We start from the raw sequence: 19,495 nt of genomic DNA, 5'->3' as shown, positions 1-19,495 counted from the left end.
GGGAGCGGATCTCGATTAGGACGAAGCGGATCTCGATACGAACGAAACGGTCCGGATCACCGTACGTCAATACGATCTACCGCAAAGCCCCACACACCGGGCATCTGTCGGCTGGCCACCCGGTTGCCGTCCGTGACTGTCCCCCGTTCGCGGTACCGTGAGGCGGAATACCGCAGTCTCCCGGCGGGCGCCGCCGCCCAGAGCGGCTCGCCCCGGGCCGTACCCCCGAGGAACCATGCCCCAGCAGCAGCTCCCGGCCGTCTCCGTGATCATGCCGGTGCTCAATGAGGAACGTCACCTGCGCAATGCGGTCCGGCACATCCTGGAGCAGGAGTACGCCGGCGAGATGGAGGTGGTGATCGCCCTCGGCCCGTCCACGGACCGTACGGACGAGATCGCCGCGGAACTCGTCCGCGAGGACTCCCGGGTGCACACCGTCCCGAACCCGACGGGCCGCACCCCCGCCGCGCTGAACGCCGCGATCAAGGCGTCCCGGCACCCGATCGTCGTCCGCGTCGACGGCCACGGCATGCTCTCGCCGAACTACATCGCCACCGCCGTACGCCTCCTGGAGGAGACCGGCGCCGCCAACGTGGGCGGCATCATGCACGCCGAGGGCGAGAACGCCTGGGAGGACGCGGTCGCCGCCGCGATGACCTCCAAGATCGGCGTGGGCAACGCCGCGTTCCACACGGGCGGGCAGGCGGGCCCCGCCGAGACGGTGTACCTGGGGGTCTTCCGGCGCGAGGCGCTGGAGCAACAGGGCGGCTACAACGAGGAGTTCATCCGCGCCCAGGACTGGGAGCTGAACTTCCGGATCCGGGAGGCCGGCGGGCAGATCTGGTTCTCGCCGGAGCTGAAGGTCCGGTACCGGCCGCGGCCGAGCATCAAGGCGCTGGCCAAGCAGTACAAGGACTACGGGAAGTGGCGGCACGTCGTCGCCCGCTACCACTCCGGATCGATCAACCTGCGCTACCTCGCCCCGCCGACCGCGGTGTGCGCCATCGCGGCCGGCGTGGTCGTCGGCGCGGCGGTCACGCCCTGGGGCTTCGTCATCCCGGCCGGCTACCTGGCGGCCATCGCCGCGGGCTCGCTGCCGGCCGGCAACGGCCTGTCCCTGAAGGCCCGCGCGCAGATCCCGGTCGCCCTGGCCACCATGCACATGTCCTGGGGCGTGGGCTTCCTGACCAGTCCCCGCTCCCTCGCGAGGAAGGTCATCGCCAGCCGCCGCCCGGCGGTGGTGGCGCCGTAGGGCAACCGCCCCTGTTCCGCGGCTTCTTCGGGCCCGTCCGGCACCCCGCCGCGCCGCATCCGGCGCTCTCGGGGTCGTCCGGCCCGCCGTGCGCGCGGCGGACCGGACGGTCGGCGGGCCGCCGGGTCACTTCGCGCAGATGTCCTTGTCGTCCGCGTTGACGTGCTGGACCCCGGCCGGGGTCTCGGTCGGTGCCTCGATCGGGGTGCCCGGTGCCGTGAAGTCCTTGCCGAGGGTCAGCTTCATCGGCACCCGCGGGCCGGCGTTCTGCGCGCTCTGCTTCAGGGCGCTCTTCGGCAGGCCCATCCAGTCGGCCAGGGTGGCGGCCTGGTCGGCCTGGTTGGGGGCGTATTCGAGACGGGTGGCGGCCAGCTTCTCCGAGGCGTTGCCGGCGTTGGTGGAGAGCTTGGCGGCCTTGGTGTTCTGGAGCCAGTCCACGGTCTCCTGCGCCGAGCCGAACGGCCCGCCGCCGTTGGTGACATCGACCCGGACGAGCTGCGGCGGGGCCTTCTTGACCGGCGCGGGCTTGGCGCCGCTCTTGCCCTTGGCGGCGTCCTTGGACAGCGTGTGGTCCTGCTGCACCATCTGGAACAGCGGCTCGGCCTTGGCCTTGTCGAGTATGACGGTGGCCTTGTCGCGGGGGTTGTCGAGCACCGGCACGGTGGCGAAGGTGATCTTGTTCAGGTCGACCTTCTTCAGGTCGTTGCCGAAGTCCAGCAGCTTGCTCGCACTGCCGATGCCGGTGTCCACGGTCAGCGCCTTGGTGGCCGCCTGCGCGATGTCCAGCAGCTTGCCGGGGCTGCCGAACGCGCTGGACTTCAGCTTGCGGATCAGTGAACCGATGAACTGCTGCTGGAGCTTGATACGGCTCAGATCGCTGCCGGTGCCCACGGAGTGCCGGGTCCGTACGAACGCCAGCGCCTGCTCGCCCTTGACGACATGGCGGCCCGCCGACAGCTTCAGATGCGACTTCGGGTCGTCGATGTCCTTGCCGGCGCACACCTCGACGCCGTCCACCGCGTTGGACAGCTCCTTGACGGCGTTGAAGTCGGCCATCATGAAGTGACTGACCTTCACCCCGGTCAGCTTCTCGACGGTGCGCCAGGTGCAGCCCGGGTCCCGACCCTCCTGCCCCAGGCTGGTGTTGAAGCGCACCTTGTGCTCGCCGGGGACGGTCTTCGTCGAACCGTCCTTCTGCTTCGTCGGGCAGTCCGGGATGTCGGTCACCAGGTCGCGCGGGATGCTCAGCGCCGTCGCGTTGGACCGGTCCTTGGACACGTGCATCAGGATCGTGGTGTCCGCGTGCCCGACGCTGCCGTCGTCGCCGTACCCCTCGTTGCCCTTCTTCCCGTCCCGGGCATCGGTGCCGATGATGAGGAGATTGACCGGGCCGTCGGTGACCGCGGCGTTCTCCTCGCCGACGTCGACCTTGGAGATGTTGCCGTCCAGCTGCTGGTAGACGATGTACGCGGCACCGCAGCCGGCGACCAGAACGAAGCCCACCACACCGGCCGTCCAGTGCAGCGCCCGTTTCTTCCCGGACTTCTTCGGTTTGCGTTTACGGCGGCCGACCGTGCCCGCCGCCGTCGCCGCCCGGCCACCGGCCCGGCGCGCCGCCCGGCCGCCGGCGGCAGCCCCGTCCGGGCCGGCGCCGTCCGCGCCCTCGCCGTCGGCAGCGGCACCGTCAGCGCCGCTGCCGCCGGTACCTGCGCCGGCGGCCTCCGGTTTCCGGCCCGCGCGCTGGGTCGGCAGCGGGCGGGTGTCGGTGTCGCCGCCCCCGCCGGCGGGACTCCCCGGGGCACGTCTGCCGGGCGCCTTGCGGTCGGCGGGCCGAGCGGGGGCCTGACCCGCCGGACCGAGCCGCAGCTCGTAGTTGCCGGTGCTCGGATCGAGCACCCACTGATCGGCGGGGTCGACGTTGTTGTCGTCCGCCTGCCCACGGCCTTGCGCGTCCACGGTGCCTTGAGTCCTCCGTCGGTACCACGCGGCGCCATTCCCTCAAGGCGCTCGGTCGGTCGATATGCGTATACGTGGTTCGGTACATGGTCATCGGCCCGCCGCCGGGCGGACCGGATCGCTCACACTATCCGCCCAGTTCAGCGCCAAACGGCGCCCGTGACAAATTCCACTTCCCTACAACTGGGCAATCCCCCCGATATCTTCGCCCCGCCGGGTCCGCGATCCGGCGTCCTTTATTGGCAGTTACCGTGTTCCGCCGTGCTCCCCGGAAAGGTCGGCACGGAACCCTCCGCGGGCACCGAACTCCCCGCGGGCGCCGTCCTTCCCCGCCCGCCGCCGGCCTTGCCGTCCGACGCCTCCGCGGTCCCCTGCGGCGCCACGGCCACCGGACGGTCGGCGCGCAACTGCCCGAAGAGCCGGTCCGCGTCCGGCTGCACGAGCTCATCGCGATTGGCGTCGTAGCGGTACGCGGTCTGCGGCACGGTCAGAAACTGCACATGGGCGGTGGGAATACCGCGCATACTGCGGACCAGTTCGTACATACCCCGGAGCGAGGCCAGTCCCGCGTCCGTCGTCAGCGAACTCGTCGCGGCATCCATCACCGGATACAGCCGCATCGGATTGAGCAGGACGCCATTGCTCTGCACTTTCTTCACCAGCGCACCCAGGAAGTGCTGTTGGCGCTCCATCCGCTGGGTGTCGCTGCCGTCGCCCAGGGTCTTGCGGGCCCGTACGAAGCCGAGCGCGGCCTCGCCGTACAGCGTCTGGCGGCCCGCCGGCAGCGTAAGGCGCGCCTCGTCGTCCTTGATGGGCCGCGGCAGGCACACCTCGACCCCGTGCACCGCGTCCACCATGGTCTTGAAGCCGGTGAAGTCCACGATGATGTAGTGGTCGACGCGGATGCGGGTCATCGCCTCGACCGTACGGATCGTGCAGCCCGCCCCGGCGAACGCGAACGCCCAGTTGAACTGCACCGTCTGCGGCGGCGTCTGCGTCCCGTCGGAGCGCCGGCAGTGCGGCACCCGCACCATCAGGTCCCGCGGGATGCTGACCGCCGTCGCGCTCTTCCGGTTCGCCGCCAGGTGCAGCAGGATCGTGGTGTCCGAGCGCTGGGTGCCGCTGTCCACCCCGTATTCCCCGTTGCCGCCACCGCGGTTGTCGGAACCGATCAGCAGGATGTTCTGCGCGCCGTTCGCGCTCGCCGGGGGCCGCTCCGACTCGTACTCCTCCAACTCGCGCTCGGTGGCGCTGTCGGAACGGATGTTGCCGTTCAGCCGCGTGTAGACGGCCCAGCCCAGACCCGCCGACGCCAGCACCGCGACGGTCAGCGCGAGCGCCGCCGCCCGCAGCCAGCGGCGGTGCCGCGGCGGCGGGGTGCGCGGCGGGCCCGGACGGTCCGTCGCCAGCAGCCCGGCCCGGCGCTCGGGCCAGCCCGCGAAGCGCTGCCGCCCGCCGGGGCCCGCCGCCCTCGGCGCATCGCCCCCGGAAGGGCGCCGGCGGTCGGAAGGGTTCCCGGGGCTCTCGGTCACGTGTGCGTCCATCCCTCACGGAGTCGGCGGCGCCCCCGCGCACGGGGCCGCCGCCGGGAGGGAGACCGCCGGACCCCGCGCGGGAGGCCCGTACGCACGGGGCGTACGTACACCGAGCATGGACCGCGGTGGGCCGCCCGGCCCGTCCGGCGGGATCCCCGGTCCGCCGGACGGGGGAGCGCGCCTCAGGAGAGCGGCGCGGTGAAGCCGACCTTCTCGGTCGACTCGCGGGTGGCGGCGCCCTCCGCGCCCAACTGCTCCAGATGGCGGCAGAGCACCACGGAACCCCCCGCCGCCAGCGGCGCGTACAGCCCGTACGACAGGCCCCGCCAGCTGTCGTACGGCAGCCCCGACAGCACCCGGGGCGCCGCCGGCATCCCGGCGTCCCGCGCATCGGCCAGCGCCCGCGCCCCGATGCCCGCACCGGTCAGCTCCTCGCCGCCGACCACCAGCGCCGGCGCACCCGGGTCCACCGGCGCGAACGGCGCGAACCGGTCGCCCTGCCCCGGCACCTCCACGGCATAGTCCGCGAAGCCCGCCGGCGGCTGCGGGAACCGGCCCCCCAGCGGACGCAGCGCCAGCGCCACCCGCTCCCCGGAACAGGCGCGCGCCGCCTCCAGCGTGTCCGGGCCGCTGACGACGAGATCGGCCGCGGCCGGATCGCCGCCCACCTCCGCCACCACGCCCACCGACGAGCAGGCCAGCAGCCACACGGCGGTCTGCCAGTGGGCGGGCAGCAGCAGCGCGAGCCGGTCGCCGGGCTCGGCGGCCAGGTCTCCCTGGAGGTAGTTGGCGGTCTTCGCCACCCAATTGGCGAAGGTCGCGACGGACAGCTCCACGCGCTCGCCGGTGGCGTCGTCGTAGAAGGTCACCAGGGGGCGGGCCGGGTCCGCGGCCAGCGCGGAACCCAGCAGGTCGGCGGGGGTGCGATCGGTGGCGTTCATCGCGGCCAGATTACGCGCGGCGGCGGCTGACGGTGAGTCGGGTACGGCGCGGGCCGGCCACCGGATCGGCCGATGCCCCGTCAGCTCAGCGTTGGCGGGTTCCCGCCGGGCGTGCCCAGGATTTCCCATGCGCCCCTTCTTCGTGTCCCTCACGCTCTGCCTCGGCGCCGCTTGCACGGCCGCCCTCGCCGTGCCCCTCGCACCCGGAGCCACCGCGCACCCCGCGCTCGCCCACCCCGGGAGCTTGGGGAAACACGCAGGCACCGCCGCCGGACACCGCACTCCGGGCGCCGGCGACCTGCCGGGCACCACCCAGTCCCTCCCGCTCGACGCCCTCGGCCCGGCCGCACCCGGCACCGCCGTACGGAGCACCGCCGCACCGCCCGCCACCGGGACCCGCGCCCTGCCGGCCCGCACGGTACGGCCGTTCTCGCTCGTCGGCATCGTCTGGGACGACATCCGCAGCGCACTCCCCGGCCGCGCCCAGGTCCGCACCCGCACCCTCGGGACCGGCCGCTGGACCGGCTGGCAGGACCTCCCCACCGACAGCGACGACGCCCCCGACCCGGGCGCCGGGGAACACGCCGGCGGCCGGGAACGCGGCAGCACCGCACCCCTGTGGGTCGGCGTCAGCAACGCCGTCCAGCTGCGCATCACTCCCCCCCAGGGCAACCGCCACCCCGCCGCCCTGCCGAGCGGACTGCGCCTGGAACTCGTCGACCCGGGCCCGGAACCGCACTCCGTACGCGGCGGCCCGCCACCCACCCCCGCGGCCGACGCCAGCTCCGCCGCCAACGCCAAACTGGCGCCGCTCGGCGCCACCGAGATCCCGGCCCAGGACCAGGCCGCCTCCCAGGCCGACATCGAGGCCGCCGGCGGCAAGAAGCCCACCGCCCCCGCACACCTCGGCGCCCGCCCGCGCATCGTCACCCGGGCCGGCTGGGGCGCCGACGAGAGACTCCGCGAGACCCGCTTCGTCTACACCCACACCGTCCGCGCCGCGTTCGTCCACCACAGCGCCAGCGGCAACAACTACACCTGCGCACAAGCCCCTTCGGTCATCCGCGGCCTCTACCGCTACCACGTCAAGAGCAGCCACTGGCGGGACATCGGCTACAACTTCCTGATCGACAAGTGCGGCACCGTCTACGAGGGCCGGGCCGGCGGCGTCGCCCGGCCGGTCATGGGCGCCCACACCCTCGGCTTCAACACCGACAGCACCGGCATCGCGCTCCTCGGCTCCTTCGGCAGGACCGAACCCTCGAAAGCCGCCGTCGAGGCCCTCGCCCGGCTGACCGCCTGGAAGCTCGGCCTGTACGGCCTCGACCCGCGCGCCAGGGTCCCGATGACCTCCACCGGCGGCAACCTCTACCACCGGGGCCGGGTCGTCCGACAGCACGTCATCTCCGGCCACCGCGACGGCTTCAAGACAGCTTGCCCCGGCGCCCGCCTCTACGCCGAACTGCCCGAGGTCCGGCTGGAGGCGGCCCGTCTCCAGGGCCGGTGACCTGCACCTTCCGCCCGGAATCCGGCACTTCGGACACCGCGGAACACGTCATCCACCTGCCATCCAGCGTTCACCGGGCCCACTGAACCGATCCCGTTCGCGACACGTCCTACCGACCACGACGGCCCGGCACCGGCCCCGGCAGCCCGCCGCGGACGACCGGAAAACCGTCTGCCTACACTGGTCCGCCGACCGGCCGACCCCAGCAGGAAGCAGAGAACACACGTGAGCGTCGTACGCGCAGCCGCCGGGCCCGCCGACGACGACGAATTCCGCACCGCAGCACTGCGGGGGCGGAGAAGCGAACAGAGGACACATTGACTGAAGCGATCCTCCTGGTCGGTGGCAAGGGCACCCGGCTGCGCCCGCTGACGGTGCACACGCCCAAACCCATGGTGCCGGCGGCCGGTGTGCCGTTCCTCACCCACCAGCTGGCCCGCGCCCGCGCCGCCGGCGTCGAGCACATCGTCCTCGCCACCTCCTACCTCGCCGAGGTCTTCGAGCCGTACTTCGGCGACGGATCCGCGCTCGGCCTGCACCTGGAGTACGTCACCGAGAAGGAACCGCTGGGCACCGGCGGCGCCATCCGCAACGTCGCCTCCCGGCTGCGCTCCGCACCCGGCGACCCGGTGCTGATCTTCAACGGGGACATCCTCACGGGCCTGGACATCCGCGCCCTGGTCGACACCCACCGCACCAGCGGCGCCGACGTCTCCCTGCACCTCACCCGGGTCGAGGACCCGCGCGCCTTCGGCCTCGTGCCCACCGACGACACCGGCCGGGTCACCGCCTTCCTGGAGAAGCCGCAGACCCCCGAGGAGATCGTCACCGACCAGATCAACGCCGGCGCCTACGTCTTCAACCGGTCGGTCATCGACGCCATCCCGGCCGGCCGCCCGGTCTCCGTCGAACGCGAGACCTTCCCCGGCCTGCTCGCCGACGGCGCCCACCTCCAGGGCATGGTCGACTCCACCTACTGGCTCGACCTCGGCACCCCGCAGGCGTTCGTCCGCGGCTCCGCCGACCTGGTCCTGGGCCGTGCCCCGTCCCCCGCCGTCCCGGGCCGCTGCGGCGACCGTCTGGTGCTGGACACCGCCGACGTCGCCCCGGACGCCAAGCTCACCGGCGGCACCGTCGTCGGCCGCGCCGCCCGCGTCGGCGCCGGCGCTGAGGTCGACGGCAGCACCGTCCTGGACGGCGCGGTCATCGAACCCGGCGCCCGGGTCCGCGACTCGCTGATCGGCGCCGGCGCCCGCATCGGGGCCCGCACCGTCCTGGACGGCGCGGTCATCGGCGACGGCGCGGTCATCGGCGCCGACAACGAACTGCGCTCCGGCGTCCGCATCTGGTGCGACGCGACCATCCCGCCCGGCGCGGTGCGCTTCTCCTCGGACCAGTAACGGCCGGGGCCGGGCGGGTACACCGGATCGCCGCCGGGGCCGTCGGACCGGCTCCACGGCTCCGCCGGAGCGGGCCCGGCGCATCGCCTAACCTGGCCGCATGCCCGCCCGCACCTGGGTCCCGCCCGGCCCCTACGACCTGCACCGCACCCTCGGTGTGCTGCGGCGCGGCCCCGGCGACCCGGCGTTCGCGGTCCGCGGCGGCGAGGTCTGGCGGGCCTGCCGCACGCCCGAAGGGCCCGGCACGCTCCGCGTCGAGGCCCGCCCCGCGGACGGCCGGGTCGAGGCGACGGCCTGGGGCCCCGGCGCGGACTGGCTGCTGGAGCGGCTGCCCGACCTGCTGGGGGAGTCCGACGACCCGGCGGCGCTGACCGCCCGGCACCGCGTCGTCCACGAGGCGCGCCGCCGGCACCCCGGCGTCCGGCTCGCCCGCACCGGCCTGGTCCTGGAGTCGCTGATCCCCTCGGTCCTGGAGCAGAAGGTCACCAGCGACGAGGCGTACCGCGCCTGGCGGTTGCTGCTCCAGCGCCACGGCACCCCCGCGCCCGGCCCCTGGGACCGGCTGCGGGTGATGCCCGAGCCGCGCGGCTGGGCGCTGATCCCCTCATGGGAGTGGCATCGCGCGGGCGTCGACGCCAAGCGCTCGGGCGCGATCCTGCGCGCCGTGCGGGTCGCCGGCCGGATGGAGGAGGCGGCGCGGATGGACCTCGCGGACGCCACCGGCCGGCTGACCGCGATACCGGGCATCGGCCCCTGGACGGCGGCCGAAACGCTCCAGCGCACCCTCGGCGCGCCCGACGCCGTCACCGTCGGCGACCTCCACCTGCCGAAGATCATCGGCTATGCCCTCACCGGCCGCCGCGGCACGACCGACGAGGAGATGCTCGAACTCCTCGCGCCCTACGAGGGCCAACGGCACCGCGCGGCCCGCCTGATCCTGCTCTCCGGCCGCGTCCCGCCGCGCCGCGCCCCGCGCTTCCCGGTGGGGGACATCGCCCGGCTGTGACCCGGCGAGGGCGCCCCCGGGCATCCCCCGTACGTCAGCGCACCGTCACGAAGTCCTCCGTGGCGCGGGGCGGTCGCTGCTTCGCGGGGCCCGCGGGGTGGCCGATGGCCACCGCGCCCATCGGCTCCCAGTCCGCCGGCAGGTCGAGCACGTCCCGGACCACGTCCCGGCAGAACATCGTCGACGAGATCCACGCCGACCCCAGGCGCTCGCCGGCCAGCGCGACCAGGAAGTTCTGGATGCCGGCGCCGTGGGCGACGACGAACATCTCGCGCTCGGCGGCGTTCCGGCGCGCGTCCGGGTAGGTGTGCGCGCCGTCAAGGACTATGCACGGCACCGCCAGATACGGCGCGTTGCGCAGCACGTCGCCGCGCCGCACCCGCTTGGCGATGGCCTCCTGCGACCTGCCGTCGGCGCGCAGATCGGCCACCCAGGCGTCCCGCATCGCGTCCAGCAGCCGGGTCCGCGACCGGGCCGACTCCAGCAGCACGAACCGCCAGGGAGTCGTGTGGTGCGGCGCCGGCGCGGTGACCGCCGCCGCCACCGCGCGCCGGACCGCCCCCGGATCCACCGGGTCGTCGGCGAACTCCCGGACCGTACGCCGCAGCGTCACGGCCTCCCGCACGGCCTCCGAGGTGCCCAGCCGGAACATGTCGTCCGCGGCGCCCCGCACCAGCGCGCGCGCCCCGTCGCCGTCGCCGTCCGGGCCGCCAGCCGCCGCCACGACGTGCGACAGCCCGCGCACCACCGCGACCGGCAGCCCGGCCGCCTTGCCCTTCACCAGGTCGCCGGCCGCGGCCAGTTCGTCGGCGGTGGCCACGATCGTGACGCTGAGCGGGTTGCCGTGCGTGTCCGTGCCGCCGCGCAGGTCGTCCAGCACCCGCACCCCGGCCGCCCCGATGGCGACGTCGGTGACGCCGCTGCGCCACGGCCGCCCGAAGGTGTCGCTGACGACCACCCCGACGTCGACGCCGAGTGCCTCGCGCAGCCCGGCCCGCAGGGCGCGCGCCGACTCGTCCGGGTCCTCGGGCAGCAACAGCACCGTCCCGGAAGGGGTGTTGGAGGCGTCCACACCGGCCGCGGCCATGATCAGCCCCTGCCGGTTCTCCACGATCCGCAGTGTGCCGCGGCGCGCCACCACACGCGCCGTCTCGGCGTCGATGGCCGCCTCGCGGTCCGCCGCCTCGACGATCCGCCCCTCCGCCTTGCTGACGATCTTCGAGGTCACCAACAGGACGTCCCCGTCGGCCAGTTGGGACACCCCGTCGCCGGTGGCCGCGGCGGCGATCAGCTTGACGAGGTCGTCGCCGGGCCGCACCTCCGGCATCCCCGGCAGCGCCCACACCCGGTACCCGGGCGTCTCCCCGGCCCCGCTCATGCCGAGACCTCGCTTCGCTCGGCCCCGCATCCGCGGGGCGCGCACCTTTCCATGGTTTTCCCCCAGCCTCCGGCCGGGGGGACCCCCATGCTGCGCTCGCTCATGCCCGTACCTCCTCGGCCAGCGCCAGCGCCGCACGCGCCATCGCGGCCGTGGCGTCAACGTCCGTCATCATCAGCGGTACGGCCCGGCAGCGGATCCCCGCCGACGCGACCTCGGCCACCGCGTCCGCGTCGACGGTGTCCACCAGCCAGCCGTCCAGCAGCCCGGCCCCGTAGTGGTGGGCCACCGCCGAGGCCGTGGCCTCGACGCCCACCGCCGCCAGCACCTTGTCCGCCATGCCGCGCACCGGTGCGTCCCCGACGATCGGGGACAGCCCGACCACCGGCGCCGCGGCCTGCGCGACGGCCTCCCGGATGCCCGGTACGGCCAGGATCGTGCCGATGCTCACCACCGGGTTGGACGGCGGGAAGAGGATCACGTCCGCCGCCGCGAGGGCCTCCAGCACGCCCGGTGCCGGCTTGGCCTGCTCGGCGCCGACCGGCACCACGGCGTGCGCCGGCACCGAGGCCCGCATCCGCACCCAGTACTCCTGGAAGTGGACCGCCTTGCGCTCGCCGCTCTCGTCCTCGACGGCCACATGCGTCTCGACCCGGTCGTCGGACATCGGCAGCAGCCGCACCCCGGGCTGCCAGCGGTCGCAGAGCGCCTCGGTGACGGCGCTGAGCGGATAGCCGGCGCCCAGCATCTGCGTCCGCACGATGTGGGTGGCGAAGTCCCGGTCGCCCAGCCCGAACCACTCGGGCCCGACGCCGTACGCGGCCAGCTCCTCCTTGACCCGGAACGTCTCGTCGGCGCGGCCCCAGCCCTGGTCCTCGTTGATGCCGCCGCCGAGCGTGTACATCACGGTGTCGAGGTCGGGACACACCTTGAGCCCGAACAGATGGATGTCGTCGCCGGTGTTGCCGATGACGGTGATGTCCGCGTCCGGAGCCGCTGCCTTCAGTCCCCGCAGGAAGCGGGCGCCGCCGATACCGCCGGCCAGAACCACAATGCGCATGCCGGTAAGTGTGTCAGCCGGATGCCGCATCCATGAGGGGTGGTGGCCAGGAGGGACGGAGGTCACGAGCGGCCGCCGCGCGCAACCGCGGGGCCGGTGGGGGCGGCGGCGGGTCAGGGCGCCGCGGTCTCCCGGGCGGGGGCCGCGCACCGGGCGCCGTGCATCGGCATCTCGGTCAGGCCGGGGAAATACACGTGCAGGCTGACGGCGGGCGCCAGCGCGTCGTTGGCGACCTCGTGGACGTACCCCGGGGCGAAGACCCTCTGTGCCCCGGCCGCCAGCGTGCGCGTCCCGCCGGTGCCGTGCTCGGTCAACTCGCCTTCCAGGACGGTCAGTACGCCCGACGACGGCCCGTGGTCGTGCCGGCCGCTGCCCTGGCCGGGCACCCAGCTCAGCAGCCACACCTCGTAGCCGATAGGGGCCTCCCCTGGTCGAGCGGAGCCGAGAGCTTGGGGAACCGTGCGCAGCCGGTGGTACCAGCGGGTGGTGGCGTCGAAGCGGACCAGCGGCGCCCAGGAGGCGCGGTCGGCGGCGATCGAGCGCGCCAGGCCCGCGAAGCCGGCGACGGTGGCGGGGTGGGCGGGGACGGGCGGCAGCAGGTGCGGGATGGCGAGCGGGTCGCCGGCGATCTGGACGTCGCTGTTCATGGGGTTCCGGGTTCCTCGGCGGAAGTGCTGGGCGGTGCGGCGGGGATCCGCCCAGCGGTGGCGGGGGAGTGCGGCACGGCGCGGGCTGTTCCTTGTGGGGGCGCGGCGCGGTGGTCGCGGCGAAGCAAGGGCGCTGCGGGGTGGTGCGAGCGGTGGCTGGAGCTCAGTGGCTACGACAGCTGGAACAGCGGCAGCGGGCCTGCGCAGCGCAGAGCGACCCGTAGGAACGGGTCAGGCGGGGCGCGGTGGTCGCTGGCATGCGGTCAAGGAGACACGGGGCGGCGGCGCGCTGTCAACCGGAGGCGGGGTTCGCCGGACGCATTCACCTCATCCGGTTACCGCGTCCGGAGAAAGGTTTGTGCAGCCCGCCGGGAGGAGAGGTCGCCCATCAGCCGCGCCCCCCAACGCCGTTGCGGACCTGTGATCCCGCTGTGATCTTCCCCGCTTCGCCGTGCCGGGTGCAACGGATGGGCGGTTCGCCGGCGTCTCAGTGCGTGAGAAGTGCCGGGAGGTGCTGGAGAGGTGCCGCGAGGAACCCGCGGGTGGCACGCCCGAGGAAGTGTCCTGGTTTTGGATGATTTGAACACTTTCCGCATACGCTTGGTTCCGCAGAGTGAATAAGAGGCCCAATAGCAGATCTCGGCTTGACTGGCCCGGATCAGCACACTTGTAATTTCACTCGTGTCGTTCAGCCGAAATCGATCACGGCTTGATCACGGGGACGTAAAGACAGACGAGGGGCGCACATGACCGAGCTGTTCCAGGAATTGCTGGTCGAGGAGGCGGACGAGGAGCTCGGCTGGCAGGAGCGCGCACTGTGCGCCCAGACCGACCCCGAGTCCTTCTTCCCGGAGAAGGGTGGCTCCACCCGCGAGGCCAAGAAGGTCTGCCTCGCCTGCGAAGTCCGGTCGGAGTGCCTGGAGTACGCCCTCGCCAACGACGAGCGCTTCGGTATCTGGGGCGGTCTGTCCGAACGCGAGCGGCGCCGGCTGAAGAAGGCCGCCGTCTGACCATGACAGGCCCGCCCGCCCGACCGGCAGCACGCGGCCGTGCCGACCACACCGCCGCACCACCCCAACTCCCCATATCCCCCCATACCGAACCCACCGCCTCCAGCGCTCTGTTCGCCGGAGGCGGTCTGCTGTGCACGGAGCCGGTTGGCGGTGCGGCGCGAAGCATTAGTGTGGGGGCCCGTCCGAGACACGCCAACGCCCCCGGCGCGGGGTGCGCGTGTCCCTCGTAGTCCGTCGCAGTGTCTTCCGGGGGCGGGGGCCTTGAGCGACTTCGCCGCGGGCCCCGGACTCCCGGGTCCGGAGGGCCCGTACCTCGATGTCCGTGCACAGCCAGCCGGCGGCCCAGGCCGCCTCACACGCAGCCGTCACCCCAGAATTCCCCCGGCACGTCGTCACCGCGGTGATCGTCTCCCATGACGGAGCGCGCTGGCTGCCCGACGCGCTCGCCGGGCTGCTCGGCCAGGAGCGCCCGGTGCAGAACGTCGTCGGCGCCGACACCGGCAGCGCGGACGACTCCGCCCGGCTGCTCGCCGAGGCCATCGGCGACGAACGCGTCCTGCACCTCGCCCGGCGCTCCGGATTCGGCACCGCCGTCGACGAGGCCGTCCGCACCGCCCCCGTCCTCGGCCCCGACGACCTCCCGTACCTGCGGCGCCCCAGCGGCTGGGACCCGGTCAGCCGCACCTGGCGCGACGAGGCGTACGACATGCCGGAGCTCCCCCACGGGGAGCCGGTCCAGTGGCTGTGGCTGCTGCACGACGACTGCGCGCCCGAGCCGGACGCGCTCGCCGAGCTGCTGCGGGTCGCCGACGCCAGCCCCTCCACCGTCGTCGTCGGACCCAAGCTGCGCAGCTGGTACGACCGCCGGCAGCTGCTCGAAACCGGAGTCAGCATCGCGCGCAGCGGTCGGCGTTGGACCGGCCTGGACCGCCGCGAACAGGACCAGGGACAGCACGACCAGATCCGGCCCGTGCTGTCCGTCTCCACCGCCGGCATGCTCATCCGCCGCGACGTCTACGAGCAGCTGGGCGGTTTCGACCGCCGGCTGCCGCTGATGCGCGACGACGTCGACCTGTGCTGGCGCGCCCAGGCCGCCGGCCACCAGGTCCTCGTCGCACCGGACGCCATCCTGCGGCACGCCGAGGCCGCCGCCCGCGAGCGCCGCCCCATCGACTGCGTCGGCCGCCATGTCGCCAACCCGCACCGCGTCGACAAGGCCGGCGCGGTCTACACGCTGCTCACCAACACCCGCGGCGCACTGCTCCCGTACACCCTGGTGCGGCTGCTGCTCGGCACCTTCCTGCGGGTCCTCGCCTACCTCGTCGGCAAGGTCCCCGGCCAGGCGCTGGACGAACTCGCCGGCCTCTTCGGGACCCTGCTGCGGCCCGGCAAGATCCTCGCCGGGCGCAGGCGCCGCGGCCGGCCGGCGGTGGACGCCAAGGAGCTGCGCGCACTGTTCCCGCCGCCCGGCGCGACCGTGCGCGCCACCGTCGAACAGGTCGCGGGCAACCTCGCCGGGCGCGCCGCCCCCGACGTGGCCTCGGCCGGCCGGCACGGCGCCGTGGAGTCCGGACCCGGCGGCGACGACGCCGACTTCCTGGAGATCGAGCAGTTCGCCCGGCTCAAGCGGATCGCCCGCCGGCCCGCGCCGGTGCTCTTCCTCGTCCTGCTCGTCGTCTCCCTGATCGCCTGCCGTGGGCTGCTCGGCACCGGCTCGCTGGCCGGTGGGGCGCTGCTGCCGGCACCCGGGAGCCTGGGCGGCCTGTGGTCGTCGTACGTCGACAGCTGGCACCCGGTCGGCGTCGGCGACACCGCCGCGGCGCCGCCCTACCTGGCCGTGCTCGCCGTGGTGTCCACGCTCTTCTTCGGCAGCACCGGCTTCACCCTCACCCTGCTGCTGGTCTGCTCCGTGCCGCTGGCCGGCCTGACCGCGTACTTCGCCTCCCGCCCGCTGGTCGCCTCCCGGCTGCTGCGGGCCTGGGGCAGCATCGCCTACGCCTTCCTGCCCGCCGCCACCGGCGCGCTCGCCGGCGGCCGGCTGGGCACCGCCGTACTGGCCATCCTGCTGCCCCTGATGGCGCGCGCCGCCGTCGCCGCGAGCGGGCTGCGGCTGGCCACCGGCACCCGCCCCGGCTGGCGCGCCGCCTGGGCCTACGCGCTGCTGGTCACCTTCACGACGGCCTTCACCCCGATCGTCTGGCCGACCGCGGTGCTGCTCGGCATCGGGCTGCTCGTGCTGCGGCTCCTGGACGGCAACCGCGCGCTGCTGCCGGCGTACGCGCTGCGCTTCCTGGCCGTGGCCGTCGCCCCGCTGGTGGTGCTGGCCCCCTGGTCGCTGTCGCTGTTCGCCCATCCGTCGCGGTTCTTCCAGGAGGCCGGGCTCGACTACGGCGCGGGCAGCGCCTCCGTGCTCGACCTCGTCGGGCTCAGCCCCGGCGGCCCCAAGGCCGTCGGCGGACTGCTGCTCATCGGCGTCGTCCTGGCCGCGCTCGCCGCCACGTTGCGCGGCGAGCGGCAGACCGCGATCCGCACCGCGTGGGCGGTGGCGCTGACCGGGCTGCTGCTCGCCGCGCTCGGCAACGCCTCCGGCTGGACCGGGCCCGCGATGCTGGTCTACGGGCTGGCGCTGCTGTGCGCGGCGACGGTCGGCGCCGAGGGCATCCGCACCCGCATGGCCGCGCTCGGCTTCGGCTGGAAGCAGCCGGTGGCCGTCCTGATCGCGCTGGCGTCCGCCATCGCCCCCCTCTACGCCGCGGCCAGCTGGATGATCACCGGCGCCGCCGGCCCGCTCCAGCGGCGCGACCCCACGCAGGTCCCGGCGTTCGTCGCCGAGGAGTCCAGCACCTTCGACCGCGCCCGCACCCTCGTCCTGGACGGGACGGCGGGCCATGTCTCCTACTCACTGGTCCGCGGCTCCGGCGCCCGGCTCGGTGACGCCGACATCGCCGACCGGGCGGGCGCGGACCAGCGGCTCGACGGCATCGTCGCCCACCTCGTGGCCGGCTCCGGCGCCGACCAGACCGACCAGCTCGGCGGCTACGCGGTCCGCTACGTCCTGGTCCGCAAGGGCGCCCCGCGCGAGATGGGCCGCGTCCTGGACGCGACCCCGGGCCTGACCCGGCTCAGCCAGGACGACGGCAGCGCCCTGTGGCGGATCGACCGCCGGGTCTCCCGGATCTCGATCGTGCCGGGCCAGACCAAGGAGGGCACCGCCAGCGGCGACGCCGTGGCGCCGGTACCCGTACCGGCCGGGCCGGTCGACGCACACACCACGCAGGTGCCCGAGGGCTCCGCCGGCCGGATCCTGCGCATCGCGGACGCCGCCGACGACGGCTGGCACGCCAGCCTCAACGGCACCGCCCTCAAGCCCGTCACCGTCGACGGCTGGGCCCAGGGCTTCCAGCTCCCGTCGGGCGGCGGTCGGCTCGACCTCACCCACGACAACCCGCTGAGCCACACCCTCTGGCTGTGGACCCAGGGCCTGCTCGCCCTCGTCCTGGTGGTGATGGCGCTGCCGGGCCGTCGCCGGGAGGTCGACGACGACCTGCCCGAGGACACCGCCGCGGCCGCCGCGGCAGCGGCGCCGGCCACCGGCGAGGGCCGCCGGGCCCGCCGACTGCGGGCCCAGGCCGAGGCAGCGGGCGCCGCCGCGGCGGGTGCGGCCGCGGCGGGTGCGGCAGTGGGCGCGGGAGCGGCAGCGGCGGCGGACGAGGCGGCGTTCCCGGCCGCCGGGACGGGCGAGGAGGTCCCCACCGACCCGATGGCCGCCCCCGCGCCGGACCCCGGCCCGGACCCCGCGCAGCTCGCCGACCCGTACGCCGCCGTCCCCCAGCAGCACTCCTACGAGGACTGGCAGACCGCCGACCAGCAGGCCCCGCCCACCGCCCCCGGGCACCCCGCCGACCAGCAGCAGTACGCCCCGGCCGACGACCCCTACGGGGCCGGCCAGTACGGCGGGCAGCCCTACGCGCCGGACCCGTACCAGCCCGGCGGCTACCCGGCCGACCCCTACCAGGCGGGCGGCTACGACCCGTACGGCTACGGCGCGCAGCAGCAGCCGTACGGCACCCCGGCCCAGCAGCCGCAGCAGCCCCAGCAGCCCTACGACGACACCGCGTACTCCGGGTACTCCGACGCCTACCCCGAGCCGCGCCGTGACGGGAGCGACCAGCAGTGAAGCGCACCACGATGTCCCTGATCGGCGTGACCGCCGCGCTGGCCGCCGCCACCGGCGTCGCCGCCGTCGCGGCCCCCGGCGGCGGGGCGGGCCCGGCGCCGCAGAGCGGCACCCGGCTGCCCGTCCAGCGCTCCGCGCTGCTGTGCCCGGCCCCCACCTCCTCGGAGGTCGCCGAGACCGCGTACACCGCCTTCACGCCCCCCGGCGCCGCGGCCGGCGCGGACGCCAAGAAGGGCACCGCCCGGCTCCAGCCCACCGGCACCGTCGCCGACAGCAGCGGCACCCCCGCCGGCAAGGGCGGCAAGGACGCCGGGAAGGGCAAGAAGGGCGGCGGCACCGCGGACTCCGGCACCGGGCAGGTCGTGCCGCCGACCGACACCAATCCCGTGGTGCCCCTCCAGGAGGCCGGCAAGCCGGTCACCGCGTCCACCGACAGCGCCAACGCCCCCGCTCTGGCGGGCTCCGCGGACGGCGCGCTGGCGCCCGGCTGGACGGTCCAGCAGACCACCGCCGTCTCGGCCGGCGCCGGCCGCGGCCTCCTCGGGCTGAGCTGCACCGCCCCGGACACCCAGTTCTGGTTCCCCGGCGTGAGCACCGACTCCGGCCGCACCGACTACGTCCACCTCACCAACCCCGACCCGACCCCGGCCGTCGTCGGCCTCGAAATGCGCGGCAAGGACGGGCCGTTGGCCGGCGGCGGCGAGGACATCACGGTGCCGCCGCACGCCACCGTCCCGGTGCTGCTGTCCACCCTCACCGGCACCCCGACCGCCGACGCCGCGCTGCACGTCACCGTCCGCTCCGGCCGGGTCGGCGCCGCCGTGCAGGCGAACGACGCCAAGACCGGCGGCGACTGGCTGCCGCCCGCCGCCGACCCGGCCGCCACCACGGTGCTGCCCGGCATTCCGGCCGACGCCACCGACGTCCGGCTGGTGGCCGTCGCCCCCGGCAACGCGGACGCCGACCTGAAGGTCCAACTGGCCACCCCCACTGGCGCGATCACCCCGGCCGGTCTGGACACCCTGCACGTCAAGAGCGGGATGACCACCTCCGTCGACCTCAAGGACGTCACCAAGGGCGAGGCCGGCTCGCTGGTCCTCACCCCCTCCGACAGCGGCTCCGCGGCCCCGGTCACGGCGGCGCTCCAGGTCATCCGCGGCAAGGGCGACAACCAGGAGATGGCCTTCATCCCGGCGACCCGGGCGATCGAGGCCCGCGGCTCGGTCGCCGACAACCGCGCCAAGGGCAGCACCCTGTCGCTGGTCGCGCCGGAGAAGGGCAAGGACGCCACGGTCAAGGTCACCGCGTCCGCCGGCAGCGGCGGCGGCACCCCGGTCTCCAAGACGTACACGGTCAAGGGCGGCACCACCCTCGCCGTCCAGCCGCCGCAGCCGCAGGGCCTCAAGGGCTCCTACGCGCTGACCGTCGAGCCGCAGCAGGGCGGCGGCCCTGTCTACGCCTCCCGGATGCTGGCACTGCCGCAGGGCCAGGTGCCCGCCTTCACCATCCAGCCGTTGCCGGACGACCGCGGCTCGGTCGTGGTGCCGACCGCGGGCCAGGACCTGTCCCTGCTGACGAAGTGAGCACCGCGCCGACGACGTGACCGCCGGCCCGCGCTACGGG

The 19,495-nt window shown here is 74.4% G+C and carries 13 protein-coding genes; 7 read left to right on the top strand and 6 right to left on the bottom strand.

Annotated features, from left to right (window positions below; genetic code table 11):
- The first annotated feature begins 235 nt into the window (after positions 1 to 235).
- A complete protein-coding gene (locus tag ACO1BR_RS36930) occupies positions 236 to 1,252 on the top strand; it encodes a glycosyltransferase family 2 protein (RefSeq protein WP_426799483.1) in 1,017 nt (338 codons plus the stop codon).
- Between the two features lie 126 nt (positions 1,253 to 1,378).
- Here the strand turns inward: ACO1BR_RS36930 and ACO1BR_RS36925 are convergent, their stop codons facing one another.
- The 3 genes from ACO1BR_RS36925 to ACO1BR_RS36915 all read right to left on the bottom strand — a co-directional run bounded on the left by ACO1BR_RS36925 (position 1,379) and on the right by ACO1BR_RS36915 (position 5,684).
- Positions 1,379 to 3,208, bottom strand: coding sequence for an LCP family protein (locus ACO1BR_RS36925; protein WP_426799482.1), 1,830 nt, complete (start codon positions 3,206 to 3,208; stop codon positions 1,379 to 1,381).
- Positions 3,209 to 3,444: 236 nt separating this feature from the next.
- Positions 3,445 to 4,740, bottom strand: a complete 1,296-nt coding sequence (locus tag ACO1BR_RS36920) for an LCP family protein (RefSeq protein WP_426799481.1) — start codon at positions 4,738 to 4,740, stop codon at positions 3,445 to 3,447.
- A gap of 185 nt (positions 4,741 to 4,925) precedes the next feature.
- The gene (locus tag ACO1BR_RS36915; protein WP_426799480.1) at positions 4,926 to 5,684 is read right to left on the bottom strand and encodes a TIGR03089 family protein; all 759 of its coding nucleotides are present in this window, start codon (positions 5,682 to 5,684) and stop codon (positions 4,926 to 4,928) included.
- Between the two features lie 127 nt (positions 5,685 to 5,811).
- On the opposite strand from ACO1BR_RS36915, the gene ACO1BR_RS36910 reads away from it, so the two are divergent.
- The 3 genes from ACO1BR_RS36910 to ACO1BR_RS36900 all read left to right on the top strand — a co-directional run bounded on the left by ACO1BR_RS36910 (position 5,812) and on the right by ACO1BR_RS36900 (position 9,597).
- The gene (locus ACO1BR_RS36910) at positions 5,812 to 7,191 is read left to right on the top strand and encodes a peptidoglycan recognition protein family protein (protein ID WP_426799479.1); all 1,380 of its coding nucleotides are present in this window, start codon (positions 5,812 to 5,814) and stop codon (positions 7,189 to 7,191) included.
- Between the two features lie 317 nt (positions 7,192 to 7,508).
- Entirely contained in the window at positions 7,509 to 8,591 is a 1,083-nt protein-coding gene (locus ACO1BR_RS36905; RefSeq protein WP_426799478.1) for a sugar phosphate nucleotidyltransferase, read from the top strand.
- Between the two features lie 100 nt (positions 8,592 to 8,691).
- Entirely contained in the window at positions 8,692 to 9,597 is a 906-nt protein-coding gene (locus ACO1BR_RS36900; protein WP_426799477.1) for a DNA-3-methyladenine glycosylase family protein, read from the top strand.
- A gap of 34 nt (positions 9,598 to 9,631) precedes the next feature.
- Here the strand turns inward: ACO1BR_RS36900 and ACO1BR_RS36895 are convergent, their stop codons facing one another.
- The 3 genes from ACO1BR_RS36895 to ACO1BR_RS36885 form a co-directional block, all read right to left on the bottom strand.
- The gene (locus ACO1BR_RS36895) at positions 9,632 to 10,975 is read right to left on the bottom strand and encodes a coenzyme F420-0:L-glutamate ligase (RefSeq protein ID WP_426799476.1); all 1,344 of its coding nucleotides are present in this window, start codon (positions 10,973 to 10,975) and stop codon (positions 9,632 to 9,634) included.
- A 100-nt stretch (positions 10,976 to 11,075) separates the two neighbouring features.
- The gene (cofD, locus tag ACO1BR_RS36890; protein WP_426799475.1) at positions 11,076 to 12,035 is read right to left on the bottom strand and encodes a 2-phospho-L-lactate transferase; all 960 of its coding nucleotides are present in this window, start codon (positions 12,033 to 12,035) and stop codon (positions 11,076 to 11,078) included.
- 113 nt (positions 12,036 to 12,148) lie between these two features.
- The gene (locus tag ACO1BR_RS36885; RefSeq protein WP_426799474.1) at positions 12,149 to 12,682 is read right to left on the bottom strand and encodes a cysteine dioxygenase; all 534 of its coding nucleotides are present in this window, start codon (positions 12,680 to 12,682) and stop codon (positions 12,149 to 12,151) included.
- A gap of 746 nt (positions 12,683 to 13,428) precedes the next feature.
- On the opposite strand from ACO1BR_RS36885, the gene ACO1BR_RS36880 reads away from it, so the two are divergent.
- The 3 genes from ACO1BR_RS36880 (at position 13,429) to ACO1BR_RS36870 (ending at position 19,455) form a co-directional block, all read left to right on the top strand.
- A complete protein-coding gene (locus ACO1BR_RS36880; protein ID WP_003983763.1) occupies positions 13,429 to 13,692 on the top strand; it encodes a WhiB family transcriptional regulator in 264 nt (87 codons plus the stop codon).
- A gap of 319 nt (positions 13,693 to 14,011) precedes the next feature.
- Entirely contained in the window at positions 14,012 to 17,872 is a 3,861-nt protein-coding gene (locus ACO1BR_RS36875) for a glycosyltransferase (RefSeq protein WP_426799473.1), read from the top strand.
- Positions 17,869 to 19,455, top strand: coding sequence for a DUF5719 family protein (locus tag ACO1BR_RS36870; RefSeq protein WP_426799472.1), 1,587 nt, complete (start codon positions 17,869 to 17,871; stop codon positions 19,453 to 19,455). Before ACO1BR_RS36875 ends, ACO1BR_RS36870 begins: the two co-directional genes overlap by 4 nt.
- Positions 19,456 to 19,495 lie beyond the last annotated feature (40 nt).

Source organism: Streptomyces sp. YGL11-2 (assembly GCF_050054615.1).
Taxonomy (GTDB): Bacteria; Actinomycetota; Actinomycetes; order Streptomycetales; family Streptomycetaceae; genus Streptomyces.
This window is presented reverse-complemented; position numbering and strand designations above follow the sequence as displayed.